Origin of the sequence: Streptomyces palmae (genome assembly GCF_004684805.1) — a bacterium.
Classification (GTDB): domain Bacteria; phylum Actinomycetota; class Actinomycetes; order Streptomycetales; family Streptomycetaceae; genus Streptomyces; species Streptomyces palmae.
The window spans coordinates 1-20,202 of the sequence record NZ_SRID01000090.1 but is presented as its reverse complement, the minus strand read 5'-3'; the positions used below and the strand labels follow the sequence as shown (position 1 = coordinate 20,202).

24 protein-coding genes are annotated in these 20,202 nt (G+C 70.2%); 16 read left to right on the top strand and 8 right to left on the bottom strand.

The window, feature by feature from the left end:
* Positions 1-306: hypothetical protein (locus E4099_RS32960; protein ID WP_167828357.1), on the top strand; the 306-nt coding region annotated here is incomplete at its 5' end.
* Positions 307-413: 107 nt separating this feature from the next.
* Here E4099_RS32960 and E4099_RS12530 read toward each other — a convergent pair.
* Entirely contained in the window at positions 414-680 is a 267-nt protein-coding gene (locus E4099_RS12530; RefSeq protein ID WP_135339090.1) for a hypothetical protein, read from the bottom strand.
* Positions 681-1,840: 1,160 nt separating this feature from the next.
* Positions 1,841-2,083: a hypothetical protein gene (locus E4099_RS12525; RefSeq protein ID WP_135339089.1), complete on the bottom strand. Its 243-nt coding sequence runs from the start codon at positions 2,081-2,083 to the stop codon at positions 1,841-1,843.
* A 617-nt stretch (positions 2,084-2,700) separates the two neighbouring features.
* Between E4099_RS12525 and E4099_RS12520 the strand changes: the two genes are divergently transcribed.
* A complete protein-coding gene (locus E4099_RS12520; protein WP_135339088.1) occupies positions 2,701-2,979 on the top strand; it encodes a hypothetical protein in 279 nt (92 codons plus the stop codon).
* Positions 2,980-3,115: 136 nt separating this feature from the next.
* Here E4099_RS12520 and E4099_RS12515 read toward each other — a convergent pair whose 3' ends face one another.
* Complete coding sequence (locus tag E4099_RS12515; RefSeq protein ID WP_135339087.1) at positions 3,116-3,538, bottom strand: hypothetical protein; 423 nt, start codon at positions 3,536-3,538, stop codon at positions 3,116-3,118.
* A 257-nt stretch (positions 3,539-3,795) separates the two neighbouring features.
* On the opposite strand from E4099_RS12515, the gene E4099_RS12510 reads away from it, so the two are divergent.
* The 3 genes from E4099_RS12510 (at position 3,796) to E4099_RS12500 (ending at position 5,652) form a co-directional block, all read left to right on the top strand.
* Positions 3,796-4,248 carry a hypothetical protein gene (locus tag E4099_RS12510; protein WP_135339086.1) on the top strand — a complete coding sequence of 151 codons (453 nt, stop codon included), beginning with the start codon at positions 3,796-3,798 and terminating at the stop codon, positions 4,246-4,248.
* 211 nt (positions 4,249-4,459) lie between these two features.
* Positions 4,460-4,960 (top strand): hypothetical protein, encoded by a 501-nt coding sequence (locus E4099_RS12505; protein WP_135339085.1) that lies wholly within the window; start codon positions 4,460-4,462, stop codon positions 4,958-4,960.
* Positions 4,957-5,652, top strand: a complete 696-nt coding sequence (locus E4099_RS12500) for a hypothetical protein (protein ID WP_135339084.1) — start codon at positions 4,957-4,959, stop codon at positions 5,650-5,652. The genes E4099_RS12505 and E4099_RS12500 overlap by 4 nt, the downstream gene beginning before the upstream one ends.
* A gap of 405 nt (positions 5,653-6,057) precedes the next feature.
* On the opposite strand, the gene E4099_RS12495 is transcribed toward E4099_RS12500, so the two are convergent.
* From E4099_RS12495 to E4099_RS12475, 5 genes are all read right to left on the bottom strand, one after another.
* A complete protein-coding gene (locus tag E4099_RS12495; RefSeq protein ID WP_245244793.1) occupies positions 6,058-6,939 on the bottom strand; it encodes a DciA family protein in 882 nt (293 codons plus the stop codon).
* 9 nt (positions 6,940-6,948) lie between these two features.
* Positions 6,949-8,460, bottom strand: a complete 1,512-nt coding sequence (locus E4099_RS12490) for a transcriptional regulator (RefSeq protein ID WP_245244792.1) — start codon at positions 8,458-8,460, stop codon at positions 6,949-6,951.
* 824 nt (positions 8,461-9,284) lie between these two features.
* Positions 9,285-9,593: a helix-turn-helix transcriptional regulator gene (locus tag E4099_RS12485; RefSeq protein ID WP_135339083.1), complete on the bottom strand. Its 309-nt coding sequence runs from the start codon at positions 9,591-9,593 to the stop codon at positions 9,285-9,287.
* Positions 9,594-9,781: 188 nt separating this feature from the next.
* On the bottom strand, positions 9,782-10,948 hold the full coding sequence (locus E4099_RS12480; protein ID WP_135339082.1) for a type III PLP-dependent enzyme: 1,167 nt from the start codon (positions 10,946-10,948) through the stop codon (positions 9,782-9,784).
* An 11-nt stretch (positions 10,949-10,959) separates the two neighbouring features.
* Positions 10,960-11,724: a GntR family transcriptional regulator gene (locus tag E4099_RS12475; RefSeq protein ID WP_135339081.1), complete on the bottom strand. Its 765-nt coding sequence runs from the start codon at positions 11,722-11,724 to the stop codon at positions 10,960-10,962.
* 319 nt (positions 11,725-12,043) lie between these two features.
* Between E4099_RS12475 and E4099_RS12470 the strand changes: the two genes are divergently transcribed.
* The 11 genes from E4099_RS12470 to E4099_RS33600 all read left to right on the top strand — a co-directional run.
* Positions 12,044-12,637: a hypothetical protein gene (locus tag E4099_RS12470; protein ID WP_135339080.1), complete on the top strand. Its 594-nt coding sequence runs from the start codon at positions 12,044-12,046 to the stop codon at positions 12,635-12,637.
* A 138-nt stretch (positions 12,638-12,775) separates the two neighbouring features.
* Complete coding sequence (locus E4099_RS32955) at positions 12,776-12,934, top strand: hypothetical protein (RefSeq protein WP_167828356.1); 159 nt, start codon at positions 12,776-12,778, stop codon at positions 12,932-12,934.
* A gap of 106 nt (positions 12,935-13,040) precedes the next feature.
* Positions 13,041-13,499 (top strand): RNA polymerase sigma factor, encoded by a 459-nt coding sequence (locus E4099_RS12465; RefSeq protein ID WP_135339079.1) that lies wholly within the window; start codon positions 13,041-13,043, stop codon positions 13,497-13,499.
* Positions 13,500-13,659: 160 nt separating this feature from the next.
* On the top strand, positions 13,660-14,028 hold the full coding sequence (locus E4099_RS12460) for a hypothetical protein (protein ID WP_135339078.1): 369 nt from the start codon (positions 13,660-13,662) through the stop codon (positions 14,026-14,028).
* An 82-nt stretch (positions 14,029-14,110) separates the two neighbouring features.
* A complete protein-coding gene (locus tag E4099_RS32950) occupies positions 14,111-14,257 on the top strand; it encodes a hypothetical protein (protein ID WP_167828355.1) in 147 nt (48 codons plus the stop codon).
* 77 nt (positions 14,258-14,334) lie between these two features.
* A complete protein-coding gene (locus tag E4099_RS33605) occupies positions 14,335-14,757 on the top strand; it encodes a hypothetical protein (protein WP_209446601.1) in 423 nt (140 codons plus the stop codon).
* Between the two features lie 288 nt (positions 14,758-15,045).
* Positions 15,046-15,465: a hypothetical protein gene (locus E4099_RS12450; protein ID WP_135339077.1), complete on the top strand. Its 420-nt coding sequence runs from the start codon at positions 15,046-15,048 to the stop codon at positions 15,463-15,465.
* Positions 15,466-15,528: 63 nt separating this feature from the next.
* Complete coding sequence (locus E4099_RS12445; RefSeq protein ID WP_135339076.1) at positions 15,529-17,694, top strand: hypothetical protein; 2,166 nt, start codon at positions 15,529-15,531, stop codon at positions 17,692-17,694.
* Positions 17,695-17,809: 115 nt separating this feature from the next.
* Positions 17,810-18,286 (top strand): hypothetical protein, encoded by a 477-nt coding sequence (locus E4099_RS12440; protein WP_135339075.1) that lies wholly within the window; start codon positions 17,810-17,812, stop codon positions 18,284-18,286.
* Entirely contained in the window at positions 18,283-18,591 is a 309-nt protein-coding gene (locus tag E4099_RS12435; RefSeq protein WP_135339074.1) for a hypothetical protein, read from the top strand. The genes E4099_RS12440 and E4099_RS12435 overlap by 4 nt, the downstream gene beginning before the upstream one ends.
* 127 nt (positions 18,592-18,718) lie before the next feature.
* A partial coding sequence (locus tag E4099_RS33600) for an ATP/GTP-binding protein (protein WP_245244791.1) occupies positions 18,719-20,202 on the top strand: 1,484 nt, incomplete at its 3' end.

Below are 20,202 nucleotides of genomic sequence, written 5' to 3'. Positions count from 1 at the left end.
CCCCCCACACCCCAGGAAATCGCCACGCTGCGCACCCTCCCCCGGGGCCGCGGTAGCAACCTCAACGCCGCCATCGTCGCCCTGGTCGACAAAGGTGTGGAGCAAAAGGCCATCGGCAAAGCCCTGGACCTGAGCCCTGGTGCGATCAGCAGCCGCGTGAAGCTCTACCGGCAGAAGACCGTCGCCGTTGGCGACGCCGAAACCCCCGATACCTTGGGCGCCACGACGCCAGCTGGCGGGCTCGCAAACCCGACGCGAGACCCTCTTCTCGGCGCGGCTACTCGCGGTGCCAAAGCATCGGGGTGAGTGGGTTTCTGAGCAGGTGAAGAAGTCCAAGAAGCGGACCTGAGCGCGTCGCGCCCCGGGCTGTGGGGCCCCGGGGCGCGACGCTGGCTGTGTCGGGGCGGGGCCGGTCAGACCGCCTTCGGGCCGCCCCACCGCTGGTTGGCTTCGGCGAGGGTGAACTGGCTGACCTGGATCAGGTAGCCGACGGGCCGGGTGGGGCAGTCGCGGCGGGTGCAGTGGGTCCCGCGGTCGATGACCGTCCCGGGGCGGAGTCCCGGGGCAAGGTGCCATGCCGTGGTGCCGCAGTGCCAGCACCGGACGTGCAGGGACAGGCGGGCGGTGTCGTAGTAGCCCATGAGGGTCGGCAGGGGCTGGTCGTGGTCGTGTGCGGGCATGTGGGGTACCTCCGTGACGGGTGGTGGGGAAGAGCGGGCGCGGCAGGGCGTCCCTGGGGCGCGAGGTGACGATGGAGGGCGCTGGGGTTAGGCGCGCAAGCGCCTGCACCCGGCCTCGGGGCCGGGTGCGCGCGTGCAGCAGGGGCGCCCCTCCGCGGTACGGACCGAGGAGCGCCCTGCTGGAGCTGCGGATGGCTGGTGTTGTTGGACGGCGCCCCGGCGGCCGGCTGCTGCTACACACGCATGGGTGTCTCCCTGGTGGACGTCTGAGGGCTGTTGATGAGGGCCCTTCACCCCCTATCAGGGGGGTCGATGGCCTACTGGCCGGGCCGGCGGCTCGGCCGGGCCGCCTCCTCGTAGTTATTGGTGACTCCGGCCCGGATGTTTGGGTGCTGGCGAAATCCGCGTTCCCGGAGCCGGGTTGCCTGGGCGAGGGGAGGCTCGGCGGAGAGGCTGGACCGGCCCTCGGCGCCGCAGGGCGGAGCACCGAGCAGATGCACGAGGCTGGGTCCGAAGCTGCGCCCGCAGCTGATCCGGGGCGGGGCGGGCGGAGGTGGCTGCCGAGCGGCCCTTGAGGGGTGAGTGTTCGGCCCGGGGTTGGCTGGGGGTGGCAGGGCCGAGGAGAGGCCGCCTGCGTGCTGGGGGAGGCGGCGAGACCGAGATCCTCACGAGTAGTCGTAACGGGTCCGAGATTCAGCACACGTAGTCGTAACGCCTACCTGATCCAGGCCGGCGCCGACTCGGATGCCGGCCGGCGGGCAGGACAGGCTTGGCCCTGGTGGTCAAGCCGCGATCAAGGCGGGGTGGGCGAGGCGGCGACGGAGGCGCGGGCCGGGCAGGCTGGAGGAGCGGTGTACGGCCTGGCCTCGTTACGGCTCTGCGTGCTGGTCGTGGGGCGATCGCGAGGCGGTGCGGCGCCGGTATCCCTCCTGCCGGCACGCGCTTAGTACGCAGAATCCGCATGCCCAGCCGTAACGGGCTGCCCGCACCGCCACGCGGACGACCCGACGTTACGGATCCGCGTGAGGGGCCTGCCCGACTACTCAACGGCCAGCACCCCCGCGGAGCAGCTTTGAGCGGCACCGGGCCACCAGCACCTCGCAGTCCGGCCCACGGTAGCCGGCCCCGCGACCGCCAAGGCGCCACGCGCCCGCGGGAGATCAGGCCGGACGGATACCGCGGAGGGCTACTCGGAGCCGGCGGCCAGTGTCCGTGTCGGGGACCTTGACCCGCTCGGGATCCATCGCGGCGAGCCGGGCCAGCGGCTCGGCATGGTCGTGGCCGCGCAGGCGTGCCACCTTCAGGCGGTAGAGCGCCCGGTAGAGCGCCTGAGAGATTCCGGAGGCGGGCCCGCCGACGAAGGGAGCTGCCGCCTCCAGCAACTCCTCCACCGGGTCCGGCACCCGGCCGACGGCCCGGTCAGCGACCCGGCGGCGGTACGCCCGCTGTCGGCACGCACCACCACAGTACGAAGAATCCGCACGCCCAGCCGTAACGGGCTGCCCGCACCCGCCGCATGGGCGACCCGAACCCTGGTTCCCGTTACGGATGCGTGTGAGGGACGTCCGGCACGCCCGGGAGCACGTCACCCCCCGCAGCAGGGGCTCCGCCCGCCGCACCACCACCAGACCACAGGCGATACACGGGGTGGGCGGCAACATCTCGCCCCGGCCGGCCAACTCCACCCACCACGCCCTACTCGTCTGCCGGGCGGCGACCGGGCGAGACAGCCCGGTAACCGGGTCCGGTGCACCGCTGGCGTAACAGGAGGCGCACACGAGGAGCTGCCTCGGACACCATTGCCGGCCCAGCCGCAGTCCTCCCGTGACCAGGTAGGCGGGGCCGCCCCCCAGGTCGGTCGCGCACATGACGCAGAGACGGGATCGAGAACCCTCACGCATAGCCATAACAGGCTCAACGGCCCACACGCGGATCCGTAACGCCATCGGCGTGCTGCTCGTTCCACCCGCGATCCGAGATCGGGGAGCCGAAGCCAGTCCAGCGGCTACCCGGTCTCGGTATGCCCGGGCTCCACACCACGGTGCTGTGGAGCTCGAAGACATCAGCGCCCAGGGGCGTCCTGGCGACGCCTGGCCAGTACGGCGAGGTCCGGGGCGCCGCGCTCACCCAGCTCGCAGAGGCCCGCGCGGCGCTGGACACCCTGGAGCGCGACGCCGCCAGCTACCGCGAGCGACAGCGCGCCGAGCGGGCCCGCGACCGGGCCGGGGAAGCCTGGTGCCGGGCCAACGCGCCCCCGGCTGCGCGGCGTCGACTCCCCGGTGGAGGTCGCCTTCCCTGAGCCGCTCGCGGACCCGGCGGCGCCTAGATCAGACCCGTTATTGGGACCCGACCGACGTCACCGGCCCTCGCCCCGCGCTGGCGCCCGCCCCTCCCTCAACAGGGGGCGGGCACCAGCGTTGTCGAGTCGGTGACTATCAGCAGTTGCGAAGCCAGACGGCCCGCGACCAATTCGTGTACTCCTGTCCGTAGAGGTTGAGCGTGCTGGTCGAGGCCACGTACCAGTGACCGCCGCGAGCACACTTCGCGGAGATGGACTTGCCGCCGAACTTGCTCCAGTACGAGCCGCTCTGGGCTACCTGGCGGTACTTGCCTCCGCTGTATCGGAACAGGCGGAACGTCGTCCATCCGGCGAAAGTGCAGGTGTTCCAGCCGTATGTGTAGGCGCGGCCGCCTCCGGACCACGGCTGGTCGACTCCTGAAGAACAGCGCTTCAGTGCTACTGCGGCGGACTCGTTCTTCGTGATTGCCGAGGCGGATGCAGCCGGGGCGGCGACGCCGCTGATGACAGCGACGGCCGCAGCAGCCAGCGTGGCCGCCGCCTTCGTGCGCAGATTCATGGTTCCCCGATTCTTGCGAGTTCTCGGGTCCTGTCCCGGCGGCAGGTTGGCGCCGCGGTCCTCGACCCATGGCCACACACAAGATTCAAGGAATAGGGCAAAAGGCCCAATGGCCCACCATGCACTCTTATTGACCTACAGTGCACTGCGCGTCGCCAGGCCAGGTGCAGGTTGCGGTTCGCCGCCGACAGAATGTTGTCCGGCCCGGGCGCCCATGCCTGCTTCGACCCGGTTCCCCGAGGTGTGGTCCACGGTAGTTGGCCTCGACGGACAACTGCGATGCACAGAACGCGGGCAGGTACGCGGGCGACGTCGTCGAGGGCCAGCCTGAGTACATCGCCTACCTTGACCACGCGGAACTGAGCTCCACCCTTGGCGAAGTCCTGCTCTTCCTCTCCCGCACCAGCGGCCAACCTCGGCACGCCACCAGCGCCCTGGATCTGCTGAGCACGGCCGCCGCAGAACGCGACTGTGCCCGCGCACGCTCCAGCGCCTTCGACGCTATCGCCGCCGCACGCGCTCTCTTGGTCGTCGACGATCTCGAAGCCGCCTGTGCCACCGGCCTGCGCGCCATCCGCATCGGATCGCACGTCGAATCCGTCCGCGTCCGCCGCCGCTTCCTCGACCTCGCCCGGGAAGCTCAACCCCATGAGTCGGAGCCGGCCATGCGATCCCTCCGGGAACAGCTCCTCGCTTCCGCCCGACCCTGACCACCAGGGCTGATCCGGCGGGGCCGCCGACCTCGCCCGGCGCCTGCCCGTTTTGCAGCAGGAGCCGTTACGCCACGGCGGACACCGATGTCGGACAGAGTCTCCGGAATCGCTTCGCCGATGATCGGCCGCGTCGTACGGTCACACCTGACAAGGTGACCAACCGACAACACACGGTCACAGGGCGATCACACCTCGAAGGAGAGACCTCGTGGGCATTCTGGGCAAGCGGCGCGCCAGCGGCGGCGCCGGAAGCATCCCCGCACAGGCCGAGCCGGCGGTCTGGCCCGGACGGCGCAACCGCGTCGATGAGGTGGCCAAGGCAGCCGGCATCGGCGTGATTCGCGTCCGTTGCCACACCACCACTTGGGACTACCTACAGGACGAGGCGAAAGCGCATCACGGAAAGTGCATCAGGACGCGTCCAGAGGCGTTCCGCCCAGCAACCGGTGACGAGATCGTCACCGGCGCCGACGGCATCGTCACCGTTCCTCTCGGAGGCGCATCCCTCGCCGCGCTCTTCGACTGGTGCTTCGAGGCGCAGAGCGTCCTCAACACCGAGCTGGAACGGGGCGTCGGCCAGCGGGTCGGCCGGGCCATCTCCGAAGCCCTCGAAAACCTCGCGGCCGACCGGGGCCAGGGCGATCCGTCCGCTGTCATCTGGCTGGACGACCAGATCGCGGCCGACAGCCGCAAGCCTCCGCAGACGTGACCCTGACCGTTGGGTTCCGGTTGGGCAACGACGTCACCACCCGGCAGGTGACAGTCCTGGTGACCCAGTCCGGCGTCCTGCACCGGGCCCAGGGGATCTACGGGAAGTTGGCGCGGCTGTCCCGCCCCGAGCGGTCCCCCGCGGTGAACAACCCCATACCGGCGCTTCAGGGCGAGCACCCTCTCGCTCGCCCCATTGCCGACCTGCGTCGGCACCACGCCGCGTACACAACGAATGGCTACACCCGGCTCCTCGTTCCGCCGGCGGTCGTACGCCTGGACCTCGACGAGGACCAGCCCCTGACCGCGGTGGCGCACCGAGAACTGTTCGAGGCGTTCGTCGGCGCGGCACCCACCACCCCGCAGTCACTCGAAGCGGCCATCACCGCCTTCCGCACCGAGCTCGGTCTGCCCTCCCGGCCCGAGCACATCAGGGCACCCCGCGAGAAGGTGCTCCCGCGCCGCGTCGCCGCGATGCTACGCACCCTCGAAAACGGCTCCGCCCTCACCTCTGCGCGGCAGCGGGCCGTCAGGTGGACGGTGACCGGCCAGGACGTGCGGCTGCACGTCGGGCCGACGGGCGAAGTTCTCGACCGGGCGGCGGTGGCCGAGCTGCAGGCGGCGCTGAGCGCGTGGCTGCACTTCACAAGGGACACCGGGCAGCCCGCCTCGCAAGGCGACAGCCCCGCCTAACCCTGCCGCACGGCGTCCGGGCTGGGGATCCCCAGGAGGTGAAGGCACTCATTGTCCCAAGGCCCCAGGACCCCAGCGCGTCGAAGAGCACCGCAACGAGCAGCGACGCCGCCAGCAGCAGCTGGACCAGCCCGCCGACCAGGCCGCGCCCTCCGGTCAGCCGCCCGCCGCCTGACCGCGAGACGCCTACCAGCGTCGGCAGCCGCCGGTATGGCTCTAAGCGCTCGTGAGCGTCCCGCTGTACCTGTGGTTCCTGCACCACATGTGGATCTCCCATCCTCATACGGGCGGCCTGCCGCAGCCCGCACAGTCTCCCGTGCGCGCTGCGGCTCGACGACGACTTCACGACAGCGGCTCCGATCACGCCGGAAGGTCGCCCCGGTGACGCCTCGAGCTCTCCTCTCCTCACGCGGTCCTGCCCAGCGGAGTCGACTGCGGGACCGCGGCCGCCGTCCCGGCCTCCCTCGCCGCGCGTTCCGCACGGGCCCGGCGCAGGGCCGCCGCGTGGGAGACGTCGGCCTGGCGGCGGCGCTCGGTGCGGGCCTGCTCGATCGGGGCCGGCTGGTCGCCGGACGCCTGCTCCGGCTCGGGGAACGCCCGGCGGCTGAGCGCCCGCATCGCGGCGGTCTGCCGCTCCACCGCCTCCGCGATCGACGGGTCGACGCGGCTCGGAGGCACGACGGCCTGGTGCGCGGCGAGCGCCTGGTGGAAGCCGGCCGAACCCATCTCGCGCGTCGTCACCGGCGCCTGGGCACCGTCCGGCGCGGCGGCCGGAGCCTCCCGCCTGGTCTGGGCCGCGGGCGCGGAACCCGGGAGCAGGACCCGCACCGTGCGCACTGCTTCGGTACCGGCCGCCTCGTTGGCCGCGGCGACGATCCGCGCGGTGATCAGGCGCAGCTGAGTGGCGTAGGCCGAAGAGTCTGGGCGCAGGTCGAGCTGCCCAGTCTCCGGGTGGAACGCGACGGCCGCGACGTGGTGGGGAAGCTGCGGGGCGACGGCCGCGGCGATGTCTGGCCACTGGTCCAGGATGCTGCCGCCGGCGGCCGGGAGCTCCCAGGCCCGGTCGGCCATCAAGCCCTGGAGCACGGCGGCGAACTCGGAAGGCTCCCGCCCGTCCCGCTTCACGGTCGTCACCCGGCGCCGGCGCGGGGCGCGCGCCTCGCCGCCGCTGTTCCGCGCGGCCAGCCGGGCCTGCTGCAGAGCGACGCGGGCGAGGTCGACGCCGGACAGCTTCGGGGCGCCGTCGCCGCTGATGCCGGTCTGACCGGTGGTGGTCTGCTTGGTCACCTCGGCCTCCTACCGGCGTCCGTACGTCATCAGCGAACTGCGCGAGCCGCTTGCGATCTGCCGGGCGCGCTGCACCAGCTCCGCGCCGTAGATGCGTTCGGCGGCGGGACGCCCCAAAGCGTTCACGGCCGTCATGACGAGGTCCGTCTCGCCCGCCATGAGCTGGCCCCAGGCATCAGCGCGCAGCTGCGCCAGCTCCTGCTCGCTCAGCTCCGCCTCGAGGGCCTGGGTGTTGGCGACGTCGTCCTGGTCCTGGTGGGGGCCGCCGTTCGCCGCTTCCCTGACCTTGGCGAACGCGGCCTCCACCTCACGCTGAACCGCGCGGCTGGAGGGGGCGTCCCAGTCGCGCTCGTAGCGCTCGGTGCGGGCGCGGACCTGCTGGATGCGGTGGCGGCGGGCGGCTTCCTGGGCACCGCGCCACTGCTCGATCGCGTCGGCCCGCTTGGCCGGGGTGTCGAGGAACGTCTCCGCACCGGCCAGCAGCACGGCGAGCAGGCCGGAGCTGCGGCGGACCCGGGCCGCCTCGCCGCGCAGGTGCAGCCAGCCGCGGACGTCGGTCACGGTCCATCCGGCATCGGCCACGTTGCGGGCCACCCAGGCGACCCGGGGCACCGAACAACCGCGCAGCCAGTCCAGCTCCTGGATGAGCTCCCTCGCCAGCTGGAAGCGGCGGCTGACACGGTTCGGCTTCCGGCCGCCGGCCTTCGCCTTGGACTTCTTCGGGGTGGGGGACGTGGCTTCCCCGCTTGCGAGCTTGCTCTCAGGGGGGAAGGAAGTATCACCCGCAGTAGAAGAGGCTGAGGTACCTACCTGCATTGGGGTGCAACGAACCTCATCCGAAACAGCCGTCACAACCCCCTGCTCAGCACCCCTCACCGAGGCCTTCGCCGGGGCTTTCGACGACATCTTCGAGCGCGGCTTGCCCACCTTCCGCGACGCCTTCTTCGCCAGCTTCGCCATCAGCTCCCGGCCGGCCTCCGCGATCCCGGACACCGCCCGCGTGTACGCCGGAGCGTCCTCATCGCGCTGCACCGTGCGGATCCCCAGCGCGGCATCGAACTCCACCGGGATCATCCGCGCGAACTCGCTGGCCTGCGCCGGACCGCCGGACACCCGGGTGCCCTTGACGATCCACGCGAGCAGCCCGGCCTCCCGCAGCATGCCCAGGTGGTACTCCACCGACCGCTTCGCCATGCCCGTGCGGCGCACCAGGTACTCGATCCCTGGGCGGCACGGGGACAGCTCCGCGAGTTCCTGGGCGACGCGCACGGTCGTCGCACCGAAGCTGCGCGGCCCGTGCGACCGGTGCCGCCGCGGCTTGTAGAGCCCGGACCCGGCAACCCAGTGGACCGCCTGCATCCACGAGTAGCCCTCGGGCGCGATCCGGCCCGACGACGTCGACAGCCACTGCCGCGCCTCCGGCACGAACAGGTCGGGCAACACGGCGACCGCGACACCGTCGTCGACCGGCAGGCGCGGGGCGGGCACCATCACGGCGGCCGACGCCGCCACGGCGCTCACCGGCCCGCCAGGAAGAGGCGTGTGTAGATCACCCGGTGAGCCTGCGGGAACTCACCTGTGGACAGAGGCCAGGAGTCGGCGAGACTCCCGATCCCTCCCGCCCGGCGGGCAGGAACTTCCGATCGCACCGCGGCGGCCGGCGCCGCCAGGAGGACAGGGGTCCCCCTCTTGATAAAGGCACGCCGGACCGGGGCCGGTGTGACACTCCACCCCGAAGAATCTTCGTGACTAATGCCGTGAACAGGGCAAATAGGCGCAGTCAATCCCGTCACACAGGAAGCGCCGGAGGCTCGAACCGGTGTGAATCGGGCACGGTCGAGCTGACAAGGGGACACCAGGTCGTGCACTATGGCGGGGACACCAACTCTCATATGCGAGCCGGACCACCCCGCGAAAGCGGGACGGCCGACGAGCGAACTGGGAGACACCGGCCCTCTCCGCAAGGGGTGGACCGGGAGACACCGAGCCCCCTCCGGGAGGAGCGGGTGAGCGTCACCACCACGGCCTGTGGTGGGGGGAGATTTCTCCTCTCGTCTCGGTCTTGCTGAGGGCCCCTGTCAGGGCCCCTCGGGTGGGGTGAAGCACCGGTCGTTGTCAGCGGCCGGGGGGTGTTGCTGGTGGCCCTTGTCAAAGGGGCCGCCCCGCTTGTCAAGGCGGGGGTGTAACTAGGTGAGCGGCTCGATGAGCCGAGGCTCGGAACCGGGTGTCAAGCCGGGACCGAGCAGCCGATCCGGGGTGTCAAACCCGATCGGAGCGAAGGGCCGCGCGAGGCCGAGTGGATTGTCAGTCCGCTCTTCTGGCGCGCGCGGCCGGTGGCGGCTACGTCACCCCGACCCCCTTGATTCCGAGGCTGGCGTCGGCATGCCTGCTTTCAGCCCGGCAGCCTCGGGGAAACGCTCTGCGAGTCGCTTGAGCAGGTGGATGTAGGCCTCGCGCTGTGGACGTCGGGGGTGGGCCTGCCCCAACTCCCAACGGACTACGGTAAGACGCTTAACGCCTATGGCATCCGCAACGTCCTCCTGCGTGAGACCTGCAGCGAGGCGCAGTCGAGCGCGTACCTGCGGCGGCGGGAGGACGTTGTCCAAGTCGTCCAGCAAGGCATCGACCCGCTTCAGGCGGTCCGGGTCGGGCATAGCGCTGCCTCTCATGATCGATGGATCTCTGAAAGATACACTATTTGATCTCCGTCGAGAGGCTTGATCTGGACGGCACGCTGGCTCTCTTCGACCTGCAGGCGCCAGGTTGGTGCTCACGTCCCGGCGTGCTAGCTGAACTGCGGAGGTGCGTGCAGTGGCCGGCCGCCGGGACGGAGCCGTGTCGATCAAGGAGTGGCTATGTCGAGGTAGTGAAACGTTGGCTTCGGGTGCATCAGGAAGTCGTGGTGCGAGATGTTCCACGCATACGCACCGGCCATGGCAAAGGCGACCACGTCTCCGACACGGATTTGTTCCACAGGTACTTGACGGGCGAAGACGTCTTTGGGCGTGCACAGCTGCCCCACGAGTGTGACTGGCTGGCTAGTAATTCCAAGCTCGGTGCTCGATTTCTGTGGAAGTACGGTGAAGGGCTGGTTGTGCTGCTTTGTCACCGGCGTGCGGAAGTGGTGGGTGCCCCCGCGGAGAATGGCGTACCAGTGGTCGTGTGCCTGCTTCACGTCCATTGCCTGCGTGATGTACCAGCCCGCGTAGACGCTGACAGCCCGGCCGGGCTCGATCCGAAGCTTCTCTCCGGGGGTTGCCAGCTCCTGGAGTCCCTGCCCGAAAGCCATCCAGTCGAACTGGCGGTTCGGGTCGCTGTAGTCGACGGCCATGCCACCGCCGAGGTTAAATTCAGGAGCCTCTACGCCCGCCTTGTCTGCCCAGGGGCGAGCCCACTCCAGAATTTCGGCCGCCTGGCGCAGCAACGCAAGCGCGTCGAGACCGGAGGCGAGATGTGCGTGAATCCCGCGCAGCCGAACCCACGGTGAGGCAGCCAGAATGGCGTGGCAACTTTCGATGAGCTTCGGGTCCATGCCGAATGGGCCGGACATAGCCAGCACGGCTCCCGCTCGGTCACCAGCCAGGTTGACTCGCAGCAATACGTCGACCTCACGGTCGGCTGCCCTGGCCAGGTTGGCGAGACGGGTCAGCTCGTGCGGGCTCTCCACATGGATGCGCTCCACGTCCAGCTCCAGCGCGCGCTTCAGCTCAGCGTCGGTCTTTCCGGGACCGCCCCAGGCGATGCGGGCGCTGGGCAAGATGGCACGAACATGTTCCAGTTCACCCCCGGAGGCCACCTCGATCCCGTCGACGAAGGGCTCCAGAGTGCGCAGTATCTGCGCGTCTGGGTTGGCCTTTGCTGCGTAGAAGATCTCCGGCGCTCCGGGGCCTGAAAGCGCGCTGCGGATGCGCTTGGCATGTGACCGAAGTGCGCCTAGGTCGTAGACGAAGGCGGGGAAATCTTCCTCGGGAAGGGTACGGGCATGCGCGGCGACAACGTCGGTGATCATACGAGGCTCCTTCAGGCGAGCGGGAAGTCGTACTCGATGACGAGATAGTGCGCAGGCGTGACGGTTGTCGTCACCTCAACGGCCCTGCCGTCTTCGGTGTGCCCGACATGAACGATGTCCGTCACCGTGCGCTCGAGGCTGATCTCCAGCATGTCGGCCTCGATCTGACTCGGCAGGCGGCTGGGTACGACCCGCTCCCGCGCTCTCGTCTGCCTGTAGCCGAGGTCCGCCAGCGCCGTCTTCACGCCACCCTTGATGGAGGGGGCCTGCTCTTCCAGCACCGTGTCTCGCGCGATCTCCAGGGGAAACCAACTGGCGTTGATCCGCACAGGGATTCCGCTGGCGAGCAGGCGCCGTCGCCTGACGAGGCACACCTCACCGTGAGGCACGTCGAGCGCATCGGCGATTTCCGCAGGGGCTGCAGCATGCCCCACGGTGATTTCGTGTGTCGGCTCCAGGCCAAGTGCCTTGACCTCCGCATCGAAAGCGCCGCGGGCGCCGTTGCGTTCGCGGGCCGAGACTGCGTATCGCGCGGCCGAGTGCACCATGGGCGGCAGCCAGGTCACCTTCGTGCCTCGACCTTGCTGGGGGCGAACGAGCCCCTCTGCGGCGAGTAGGCCCATTGCCCGGTTCACCAGGCTGCGTGATGCGCGGTACCGCGTCGCGAGCTCGGGCTCGGACGGCAGGATCGACGCCGGCGGGTAGACGCCGCTTGTGATGTCCCGGCGAAGTGCCGCCGCGATCTCGCGGAAGCCGAGCTTCTGTGGGGATTCCATGCGGTGACCGTCCTCTCTCCTCGGTTGCTCAGTGTGCATCCCATCGTAGCGGTTGCCAAACGTTTGGTGTTACTTGACGCTGCAGCGCTCTCTGGTGCAATGTGAAGACGCCAAACGTTTGGCAACCGCAGTCTTCCGTCCTTTTGGGCGGCCGGGGTCGAGAGCTCCATCAAACTCCCCCGGGCCTGACCGCACGACTGCGTGCACGTCGCAGCGCTGTGCGCTGTCCGTCCCGCGGGACGCCGGCTTCGCCGTGCGACCTGCCGGGCGGAGAGAGCACCGTGACGCGCCTCCGCTACCCCGTTCGTGAGGAGTCCACATGTCTACTTCGATCCTTGAGCGCACCGCTCGCCCTCGCCGGAGCCGGACCCGCTCCCGGAGCATCAGCGGGCGTCCGGCGCTCGCGCTCTCCACTCTCCGCCCCCACCAGTACGACCTGCGTCCGGCCTGCGCGTCGTTGATCTGCCCCGACTGCAAGACGTGGGTGCCGATCACCGGCTTCCAGGCCAAGAAGCCCAAGCTCGTGTCGCATGACACCGGACGGGCGGGCAAGGACGCGGCTGTCCGCTGCCAGGGCAGCAACCGCTTGGTCACGGTCGACGTCCGGGTCACGAAGTGGGAGGAGCGCCTGGTAGACGGTCACGCGGAGACCGCTCACCGACGCAGGACCACCGTGCGGCTCAAGCCGAAGGTCGCGGTCGCCCCGGCCGTCAGCCAGATCGCCGTGCAGAAGCGGACGACCACGGTTGGCCAGCCCGAGTGGCTGTTGCGCAAGGAGCAGTGGGCGGCGACCGAGTCCGCGGTCCGCGACGCTGACACCCGCCGCGCGCAACTGCCGACTGGTGACGCGCCGCTGGCCAGCAACCCGCCGGTTCCACTGACCACGCTTCACCCCGAAAACCCCGCGCGCTGACCTGCCGCCACATGAGTGACCACGGCCCCGGCCGCCCGCATTGCAGCGAGGGCGGCCGGGGCCGTTGCTGCCCGCTGAGGCCGTCCGCGAGCGGTCCCGCGACTCTGCCTGACCCGCCCAACAACTTACGGAGATCCCATGGCCTGGCCGAACAAGACGATCCCGCACTTCACCGACGAGGAACTGGACACCGCCATCGAGGAGCACGAGAACAGCTCCAACCCAGTTGCTCAGCAGATCACGCAGGACTGTTGGCGCGAGTGGGAGCGCCGTAAGGGGCTCCCCGTCCGCGACTGAACGGTCTGCCGGTTGCCTGACCCGCCCGGCCCGCCCTCAAGAGGGTCGGGTCCGGGCGGGGTCAAGGGGAGCCGGACAGCCCGGACCCATAGTCGAGGGAGGCCACATGGCCACGACGATGACCCCGCTCCAGCCCGACACGGAAGCCGCCGCTGACCTACCAGCGCACGTGCTCAGGTCCCACACCAATCGGCTGCTGGCGTACATCACCACCTGCGTGTCGCAGTGGGATTGGCATCGGGCCGAGGACCTGGCCCAGGACGCCTGGCTCTACGCCCTCAGGTACGCGGACACCAGCCATACCGCGGTGGACACCGTGTCAGGGGTGCCCGAGTGGCTGGCTCGCTCGGCCCGCATCGTGATCCGCCGCTACCTCTCCCCCGTTCCGACGGTCGACTGGGAGCCGCTGCAACAGATCCTCAGCCCCACCGAGGACTGGCCCGAGCAGTGGCACACCGTGCTGGCCGAGGACGGTCAGGAAGCTCTGCTGCACGTTGCGGCCGCTGAGCTGGCCGCGGCCCGGACCACGGCCGCCGATGTCACCGCGCTGGGCGTTGCTGCCTGACGCACACGACTCGCATGAGCATGCATGGTCGCCGCCGCCACACGACCGCCCAAATCGGTCGTGTGGCGGAGACGGCCATGTCCGCTTGCGCGGGCACGACGACGCCCCGGGGTGCGACCCGGGGCGCCAACACACAGCACACCGATCGAAAGGACACGCTGTGAGCACGCTCATGATGACACGCCCGACCAACGGCGTCATCGACGACATCGAACGCGAGGATGACCAGCGCGGATATGAGACGGAGCCGGAGGCCGCGCTCGGCGACCTGCTTCGGCGCCTGGTCCGCGAAGGCGACGCCAAGGCGGCGCGCGCCGGCCGCCGCACCCCGCGCATCCTCGCCGAGATGCAGCCCCGGCTCGACACGCCCATCCGCTGCCCGAAGTGCCAAATGCCCTTCGAGAACTGTCGCAGCTGCTCCGGCCTGACCTATCGAGGCCCAGTACAGCCCACGACCGAGTGCCCGGTCCGCGACGGCCGCAAGGACGACGCTGACCGCGGCCGACCCACGCGGGGCGGTGACCGATGACCTGCTGCGGCAAGCCGATGACCGACCAGGGCGGCCAGCTCGTGTGTGGGAAGTGCGGCGCCTCGTACCAGGGAGGCGACCAGTGAGCACCAGCACCGAGGACACCCCGCCCCCGCCGCCGATCCGATGCACCTCGTGCCAGGGCACCGGTGAGGGCCAAACCGTGGTGACCGGTACCCACACCTACAAGGAGCCGTGCGGCGCCTGCGGCGGCAATGGCCAGCTGTAAATCCGAAGCGGCAGGCCGCGCTCGGCGGCCTGCCGCGGCGATCTGCGAACGCCCACACCTGGAAGGAAATCTCGCCGATGACCGCCAAGAGCCGAGTCTGGATCACCCTGCGCCGCCGTCAGCCCACCACCGAGCTGTCGCTCGACGCTCAGCCCCTACGCCACCTCGACACCCAACGCGCCTCGGTGCCCATGCCCGTGACCAGCCAGTACCCCCGGGAGCCCGAGCGTTGCGCTGACCTGCTGCTGCGCTTCCGAACCCGAGGCGGCGCCTACGTCGACGTGACCGGCTACATCTACGGCGGCACGATCTGGCGGTGCCACGGCTGCCTCTGCGCCCAGAGCATCGAGCTGCGGTTCGCGACCAGCCGAGCCGAGGCCAATGACCACGCGGCCCGATGCTGGGCGATCGACCTCGTCGCGATGCCCGTACCGACCCCCAGCACCACCGCCAAGCCGAAGTCCCGGGCTGCCCGGTCCCGCGACCGCCGCAGCTCCTGACTGCCCGGCCCTACAGGGATCTCCCAGGCCGGCCGCCCCTGTACCTCGAGCTGCCGGCCTTCAGAGCACCTCGCCCCGGAAGGCCCCGGGCGGGGTGCTCTCGGGTAGCGCCACCCACAGTGGGGCCGGCGAGCTGTTCTCCGTCGGCCACGTCACCACCCAGCAGTCGTTGCCTCGGCCTGATAGCTGCCTCCTCCGCCTGTCCCGACGCCGCCTGGTGTGGCTCGGTACAGGCGGGGCTGAAGGGAGCCGGACAGTCCGGACCGCGATCGAGAAGGGACCCTGCCCATGACTGCCTTGACGCCCTCCACCGCTCTGGAGACGACAGAAGCCCTGCTCAGGCGCGCCGCAGAGCTGGAGGCCGGCTGGTACACCGGCCCGCGCATGTGGCACGGCACCAGCGGCGAGCAGGTCACCGGTCTCCAGGTCGCCACACACCTGGAAGCCGCCCTGGGCGTGCTGGAAAGGGACGGCTGGGAGCCGGGCTCGTTCGGCCTGTGGGAGGTGCTGCACGGCTCCCTGGACCTGACCAGCGTGTCCACCGGCGTACTGGAGCTCGTCATCTGCGCACGTACCGGTGCCAGCGCCGCCGAACCGCGGCTGTGGGACCTGGTCCCGGGCCGGACCGCCGACCAAGTCCGCACCCTGCTGCTGATCGGTGCCACCTACGCCCGCCGCTACGGCCCCATGGGCGAGCGGAGTGCATGAGCTTGACCACTCATCGGCTGCTGCCCCGCCCGGGTGGCGGCACTCAACCTGGAAGGAGGCGGCGTGGCCGCCCGAACTCGTAAGAGGCCTACCACCCGCAAGAAGCCGGCGGCTTCCCATCCGGCTCCGCAGCCCACCGCCTCCACCAACTGCGCACCTCGCCCGGCCCCGACCGCGACGACAGAGCCGGAGGTGCAACTCGAAGCGCTGGCCTGTGTCGCGGACGCCCGGGACCGAGCCGCCGACATCGTCGACACCGCGCGTGAGACGGCCGCCGTCCTCCAGGCGGAAGCCGAGGGCCAGGCGGCGCGTACCGTCGCCGATACCCACCAGCGGGTCGCCGAACTGCTCACCGAGGCGCAGGACCGTGCGGAGAGCATCACCGCCGACGCCGACCAGGAGGCCACCGCCCAACGCGCGGCGGCCAAGGCCGACCTGGAGACGGCGCGCGGCGAGGCCGACCGGCTCCTGGCCGACGCCCGCGACCGTGCCGAAACTCTGGTGAGCGAGGCCCGTGCGCAGGTCGCCGACCTCACCAGGCTGGCCGCCACCGACCGCGAGGCCACGGCCACGGCGGTTGCCGAGCTGCGGCGCCTGGCCGAAGCCGACCTCACCGAAATCGGCGCCCTGGTCGACCAGCGCCGCCAAGAGGCCGGGCAAATCCTCGCCCGCGCCCAGGAGCAGGCCGACGACCTGGTGGCCGCGGCGCAGCGCGAGGTCGAACAGGCCCGCGAGCGGTTCGCCAAGCTCGCCAAGACGGCGGCTGAGCAGTACGACGGCCGGCGGGGCGAGGCGGAGCAGCTGTACGCGGACGCGGTCAAGGCCGCCGACGACCGGCGCCGCGAGGCCGACGCCCACGTCGCCGCCGCGCACAGTGAGGCTGAGCAGGCCCGCACCGAGCTGCGGGAGCAGCTGCGCAGGCTCTCCGATCAGTTCGATGCGGAGGCCGCCACCAGGCGCAAGGCCCTCGCCGACGAACTCGCTGGGCTCAAGGCGGCCTGCGACAAGCAGCGCGAGCGGCTGCGGGATGAAGCCAAGACCGTCGCTACGCAGCTGCGGGAGGCCGCCCAGAAGGAGGCCGACCGCATCACCTCGGAGGCGGAGCGCAGGGCCAAGGGCATCACCGAGCGGGCGCAGGCGGATGAGGCCCGTGCCCGCCGACTGCTGGATGAGGCCCGCGAGGCGAAGAAGGCCACCTCCCGCCGGCGTGGCTGGCACCAGAAGCTCAGCCGCAAGGCGTGGCAGACCGCCCCGTGGATCGCGCTGGCCGCCGGCGTCGGCCTCGCTGCTTCCGGCGAGTACGAACTGGCCCGCATGGTCGGCATCCAGGACTACGTTGCCCCGCTCCTGCCCGTCAGCATCGACGTCTACTGCGTCACCGCGTTCCGCACCAAGAAGGACATTGGGGCCGCGCTCGCACTGATGGCATCGGCCAATGTGGTCTTCCACCTCTCGGAGCAGGCGCACCTCGTCCCCGAGGGGCACTCCGCACCGTGGTACCTGACCACCTTCGTCGTACTGATCTTCGTGGCCGTCATCTGGCGCGTCCACTCCCTCATGCACGACGCCGGTACAGACGGACACGGTGGTACGGACACAGCGATCGGGACGGATGGACGTACCAGTACGGCCGGTCGTACAGACGGCCCCACCAGTGCACAGACCGCCCGTACAACCCCGCCCGGTACGGACTTGTACGGGACGGCAGCCAGTACACCGCCCGCTCGCACGGCCCCCGGCACCGCTAGTACGGAGCCTGTACACGGCAACACGCGCCACACCGCCGCAGCGGCGGCGAATGCGGGCCTGACCAGCACGTACACCGACCGTACAAGCGGCGTACAAGCCGCCCCGCACAGGGCCGCGCGTACTAGTACAGAGGACTCCGGCCGTACCAGTGCTGCCGCGTACGAGGGCGGGCCGCGTACTAGTACGGTCACCGCCCGTACGACTCCGGCGGGCAGCGTCCCGGTTGCCCGTACTGGTACGGCGGGCGTCCGCCCGCGTACCACCGCAACGGCCACCGCCAGGCGTACTGGTACGGCCACGCCCGCCCGTACGGATGCCGAGCTCCTCCCTGCCGTACAGGCACTGCCGCGCGAGGGCGACGGCTTCGTCAATGTCTCGCGAGTCCGTACGAATCTCAGCGTCAACCAGGACCGCGCGGTGCGCCTGCTCTCTCAGGCCGGCCTGCTGCGTCCCGAGGACGCGGACAAGTACCTGACCTGATCCACCGTCCGGCACACACCAGTGAGGGCCAGCCCGAAGGAAGCGGGCTGGCCCTCGCTGCGACTGCCGGAAGCAGTCAACAGCCCCACAAGTACACCAGGAGGGAACCCCCGCCGTGAACAGCAACGACCCGAACTACTCCCCGCTGCGCGACGTCGCGCAGAACCCGGAGGCAACCGCCCGGTACCTGGCCGACGTTCAGCGGGTCCTGCTGGACATCGGCAAGAACCTGGAGACCCTCGCCCAAGAGATCCGAGTCCACTGCCGCGACACCCACGTCGAGGGCGACCGGTTCTACGACGCCTGGCTGCGAGCCCAGCCCGTGGAAAGGGCGTTCAAGGACGTTCTCAAGAACGTCGAGGCCGTCACCAAAGGCCTCGAAAAGGGCGCCTACAAGCGTCGCGCCCACGATGAGGTCGTCGCAAATACCGCTCGGAAGCGCAAGGAAAAGGAGCTGGAAAGGCAGCAGAGGAAGAACCCGCAGCCGCTCCAGGCCGCCCCCAATCCATCGCAGAAGGGTGCGCAGAGCCAGAATCTCGGCTATGGTGATCCTACGTCGATTTATGACCTGGGTACCAGGGAGTCGGCGTGACGCGCCCCCTCAGCAGGGTCGAGCGGTCCGTTCAAGGACGGAACGGCTGGCTGCAGGACGAAGAGCGCAAGGCGATCGAAAGTCGCGGCGAGATGGGTCGGATGGAATTCTGGCTCCGCGTTACTCGGTCCCGAATCACCAAGGACGTCAAAGCCGGACGCGATGACGTGATTCCTGGATTCACCAGCGTGTGCCGCCTATTCAAGCTCGCGGTAGATAAGCGGGCCGAAGGCGACGCGCGGCTGTGGAACCACCTCATGCAGTACGCGAGCCAGGTGCTGGAGCAGCACGGCCCGCGTCACTGACCGTCACCCATAAAGGCCCCGCCGGGCGCTGTCGGGGCCTCGCGCGCGTAAAGCGTGCACACGTGCACGTGCACGCGCGTGCACACGAGACCCCACGCTCTGTCAAGTCCCTGGAGGGAGGTGCACCGTGTCCGACGAGTCTGAGGAGTCCGGCAGCGGGACGCTGGTCCGCGGCCCCTGGAGCGGTGATTCCTCGTACGCACCGCCGCCGATCCCGGATTTCGCCGACACCGTTCCGTCGCCGGATGAGACTCCGGAGGCTCCGCCGGAATCTCCGGAGGAGACCACGATGGAACTACCGCGTATCCCGTCCGCGCCGGATCCGGCAATGGCGCTGCGTTCGGATGGAATTACGGCACCGGGAACCGGCGAAGACGAAAGTGAACGCGCGGAAGGCGAATTGGTAGGCGAATACGTTCAGCCGCGCTCTCTCGCTGACCGCCTCGGTGACTGGCTGGAATTCAGGCTGGAAAAGGCGCGGGCGCTCCATGAAGGTGAAGCGCCTTTTCGTGAGGCTGAAATAGCACGGAAGAAAGCCCTGCTGGAGGCCCGCACCGCGCGGGAAACCGCGATGATGGAGCAGAACGGAAAGCTCCATGCCGCGATGATGAAAGCGAAGGGCGACAAGGCGGCGGCGCGCGGAAAGTCCGACGCTGACCGTGCGAAGTCGTCCAGCTCCGGCCTGGGGGCGGACAAGGGCCGCTCGAAGGCCGGAGCAGGAGGCGGGTCCTCACGTGGCGGGGGCGGCACGGGGCCGTCCCGCAACAACTCCGGGGGTACTGGCGGGCGTTCCGGTTCAGGATCGTCCGGGGGCGGTGGAGGCGGCAAAGGCGGCCTGAAGGCCTCTGACCGGCCCTCTGGCGGCCGTACACCAGGCTCCGGGCGCAGCGGGACTTCCGGGGGCTCGAAAGGCTCCCAGGCGGGCTCTGGCGGCTCCGGCAGGAGCAACGGCGGCTCGAGAGGCGACGGACGAGGCCAGCACGGCCCTGCGCCCAGCGCCCGGTCCGAGCGGCACCGCGGCCGCCAGGAGCGAGCCGGTGTCCGCCAGGGCGCGCGGCAGGAACGGCGCACCACCGGCCACGCCGCCGGCATCGCCGACCGGACCAAGGACCGCGACCAGGCCCGCGCTAACCGGCAGAAGAACTGGGAAGACCGCCGGGCGCGGAAGGCGGAGCGGGCGGAGGCACGGAAGGCGAAGCGGGAAGCCGCAGCGGCGACCGACTCCAGTCGCACCACCATGGGCCAAGCCGTTACAGAGGAAGCCCAGCGACGCTGGGACAAGCGTCGCGCCGACGCTGAAGCCAAAGCCAGCGACGCTAAGGGCGAGGGCGAGAAGCGCGCCGAGGAAGGCCCTGAAGGGGCCTCCAACGCCCCGTCGGGCGCCGCCGCGCCCGATGATTCAGCCGAGGAGCCCCAAGCCGGTGACGGGCCGCCTGAAGGCTCGAAGAAGCGGCGACGGAACCGTCGCGGGCGCGCCCGCCGCTCCGGGCGGAGAGGGCGGGCCAGGAGCGGCCGCACTGGGCGTGCCGGTCGGCGCGACCGTCCGACGGACAGCCCGTTCGGCGCGGGCCACTCCACCCCGACGGTGGAGTGGCCCGACCGGCCCACCCG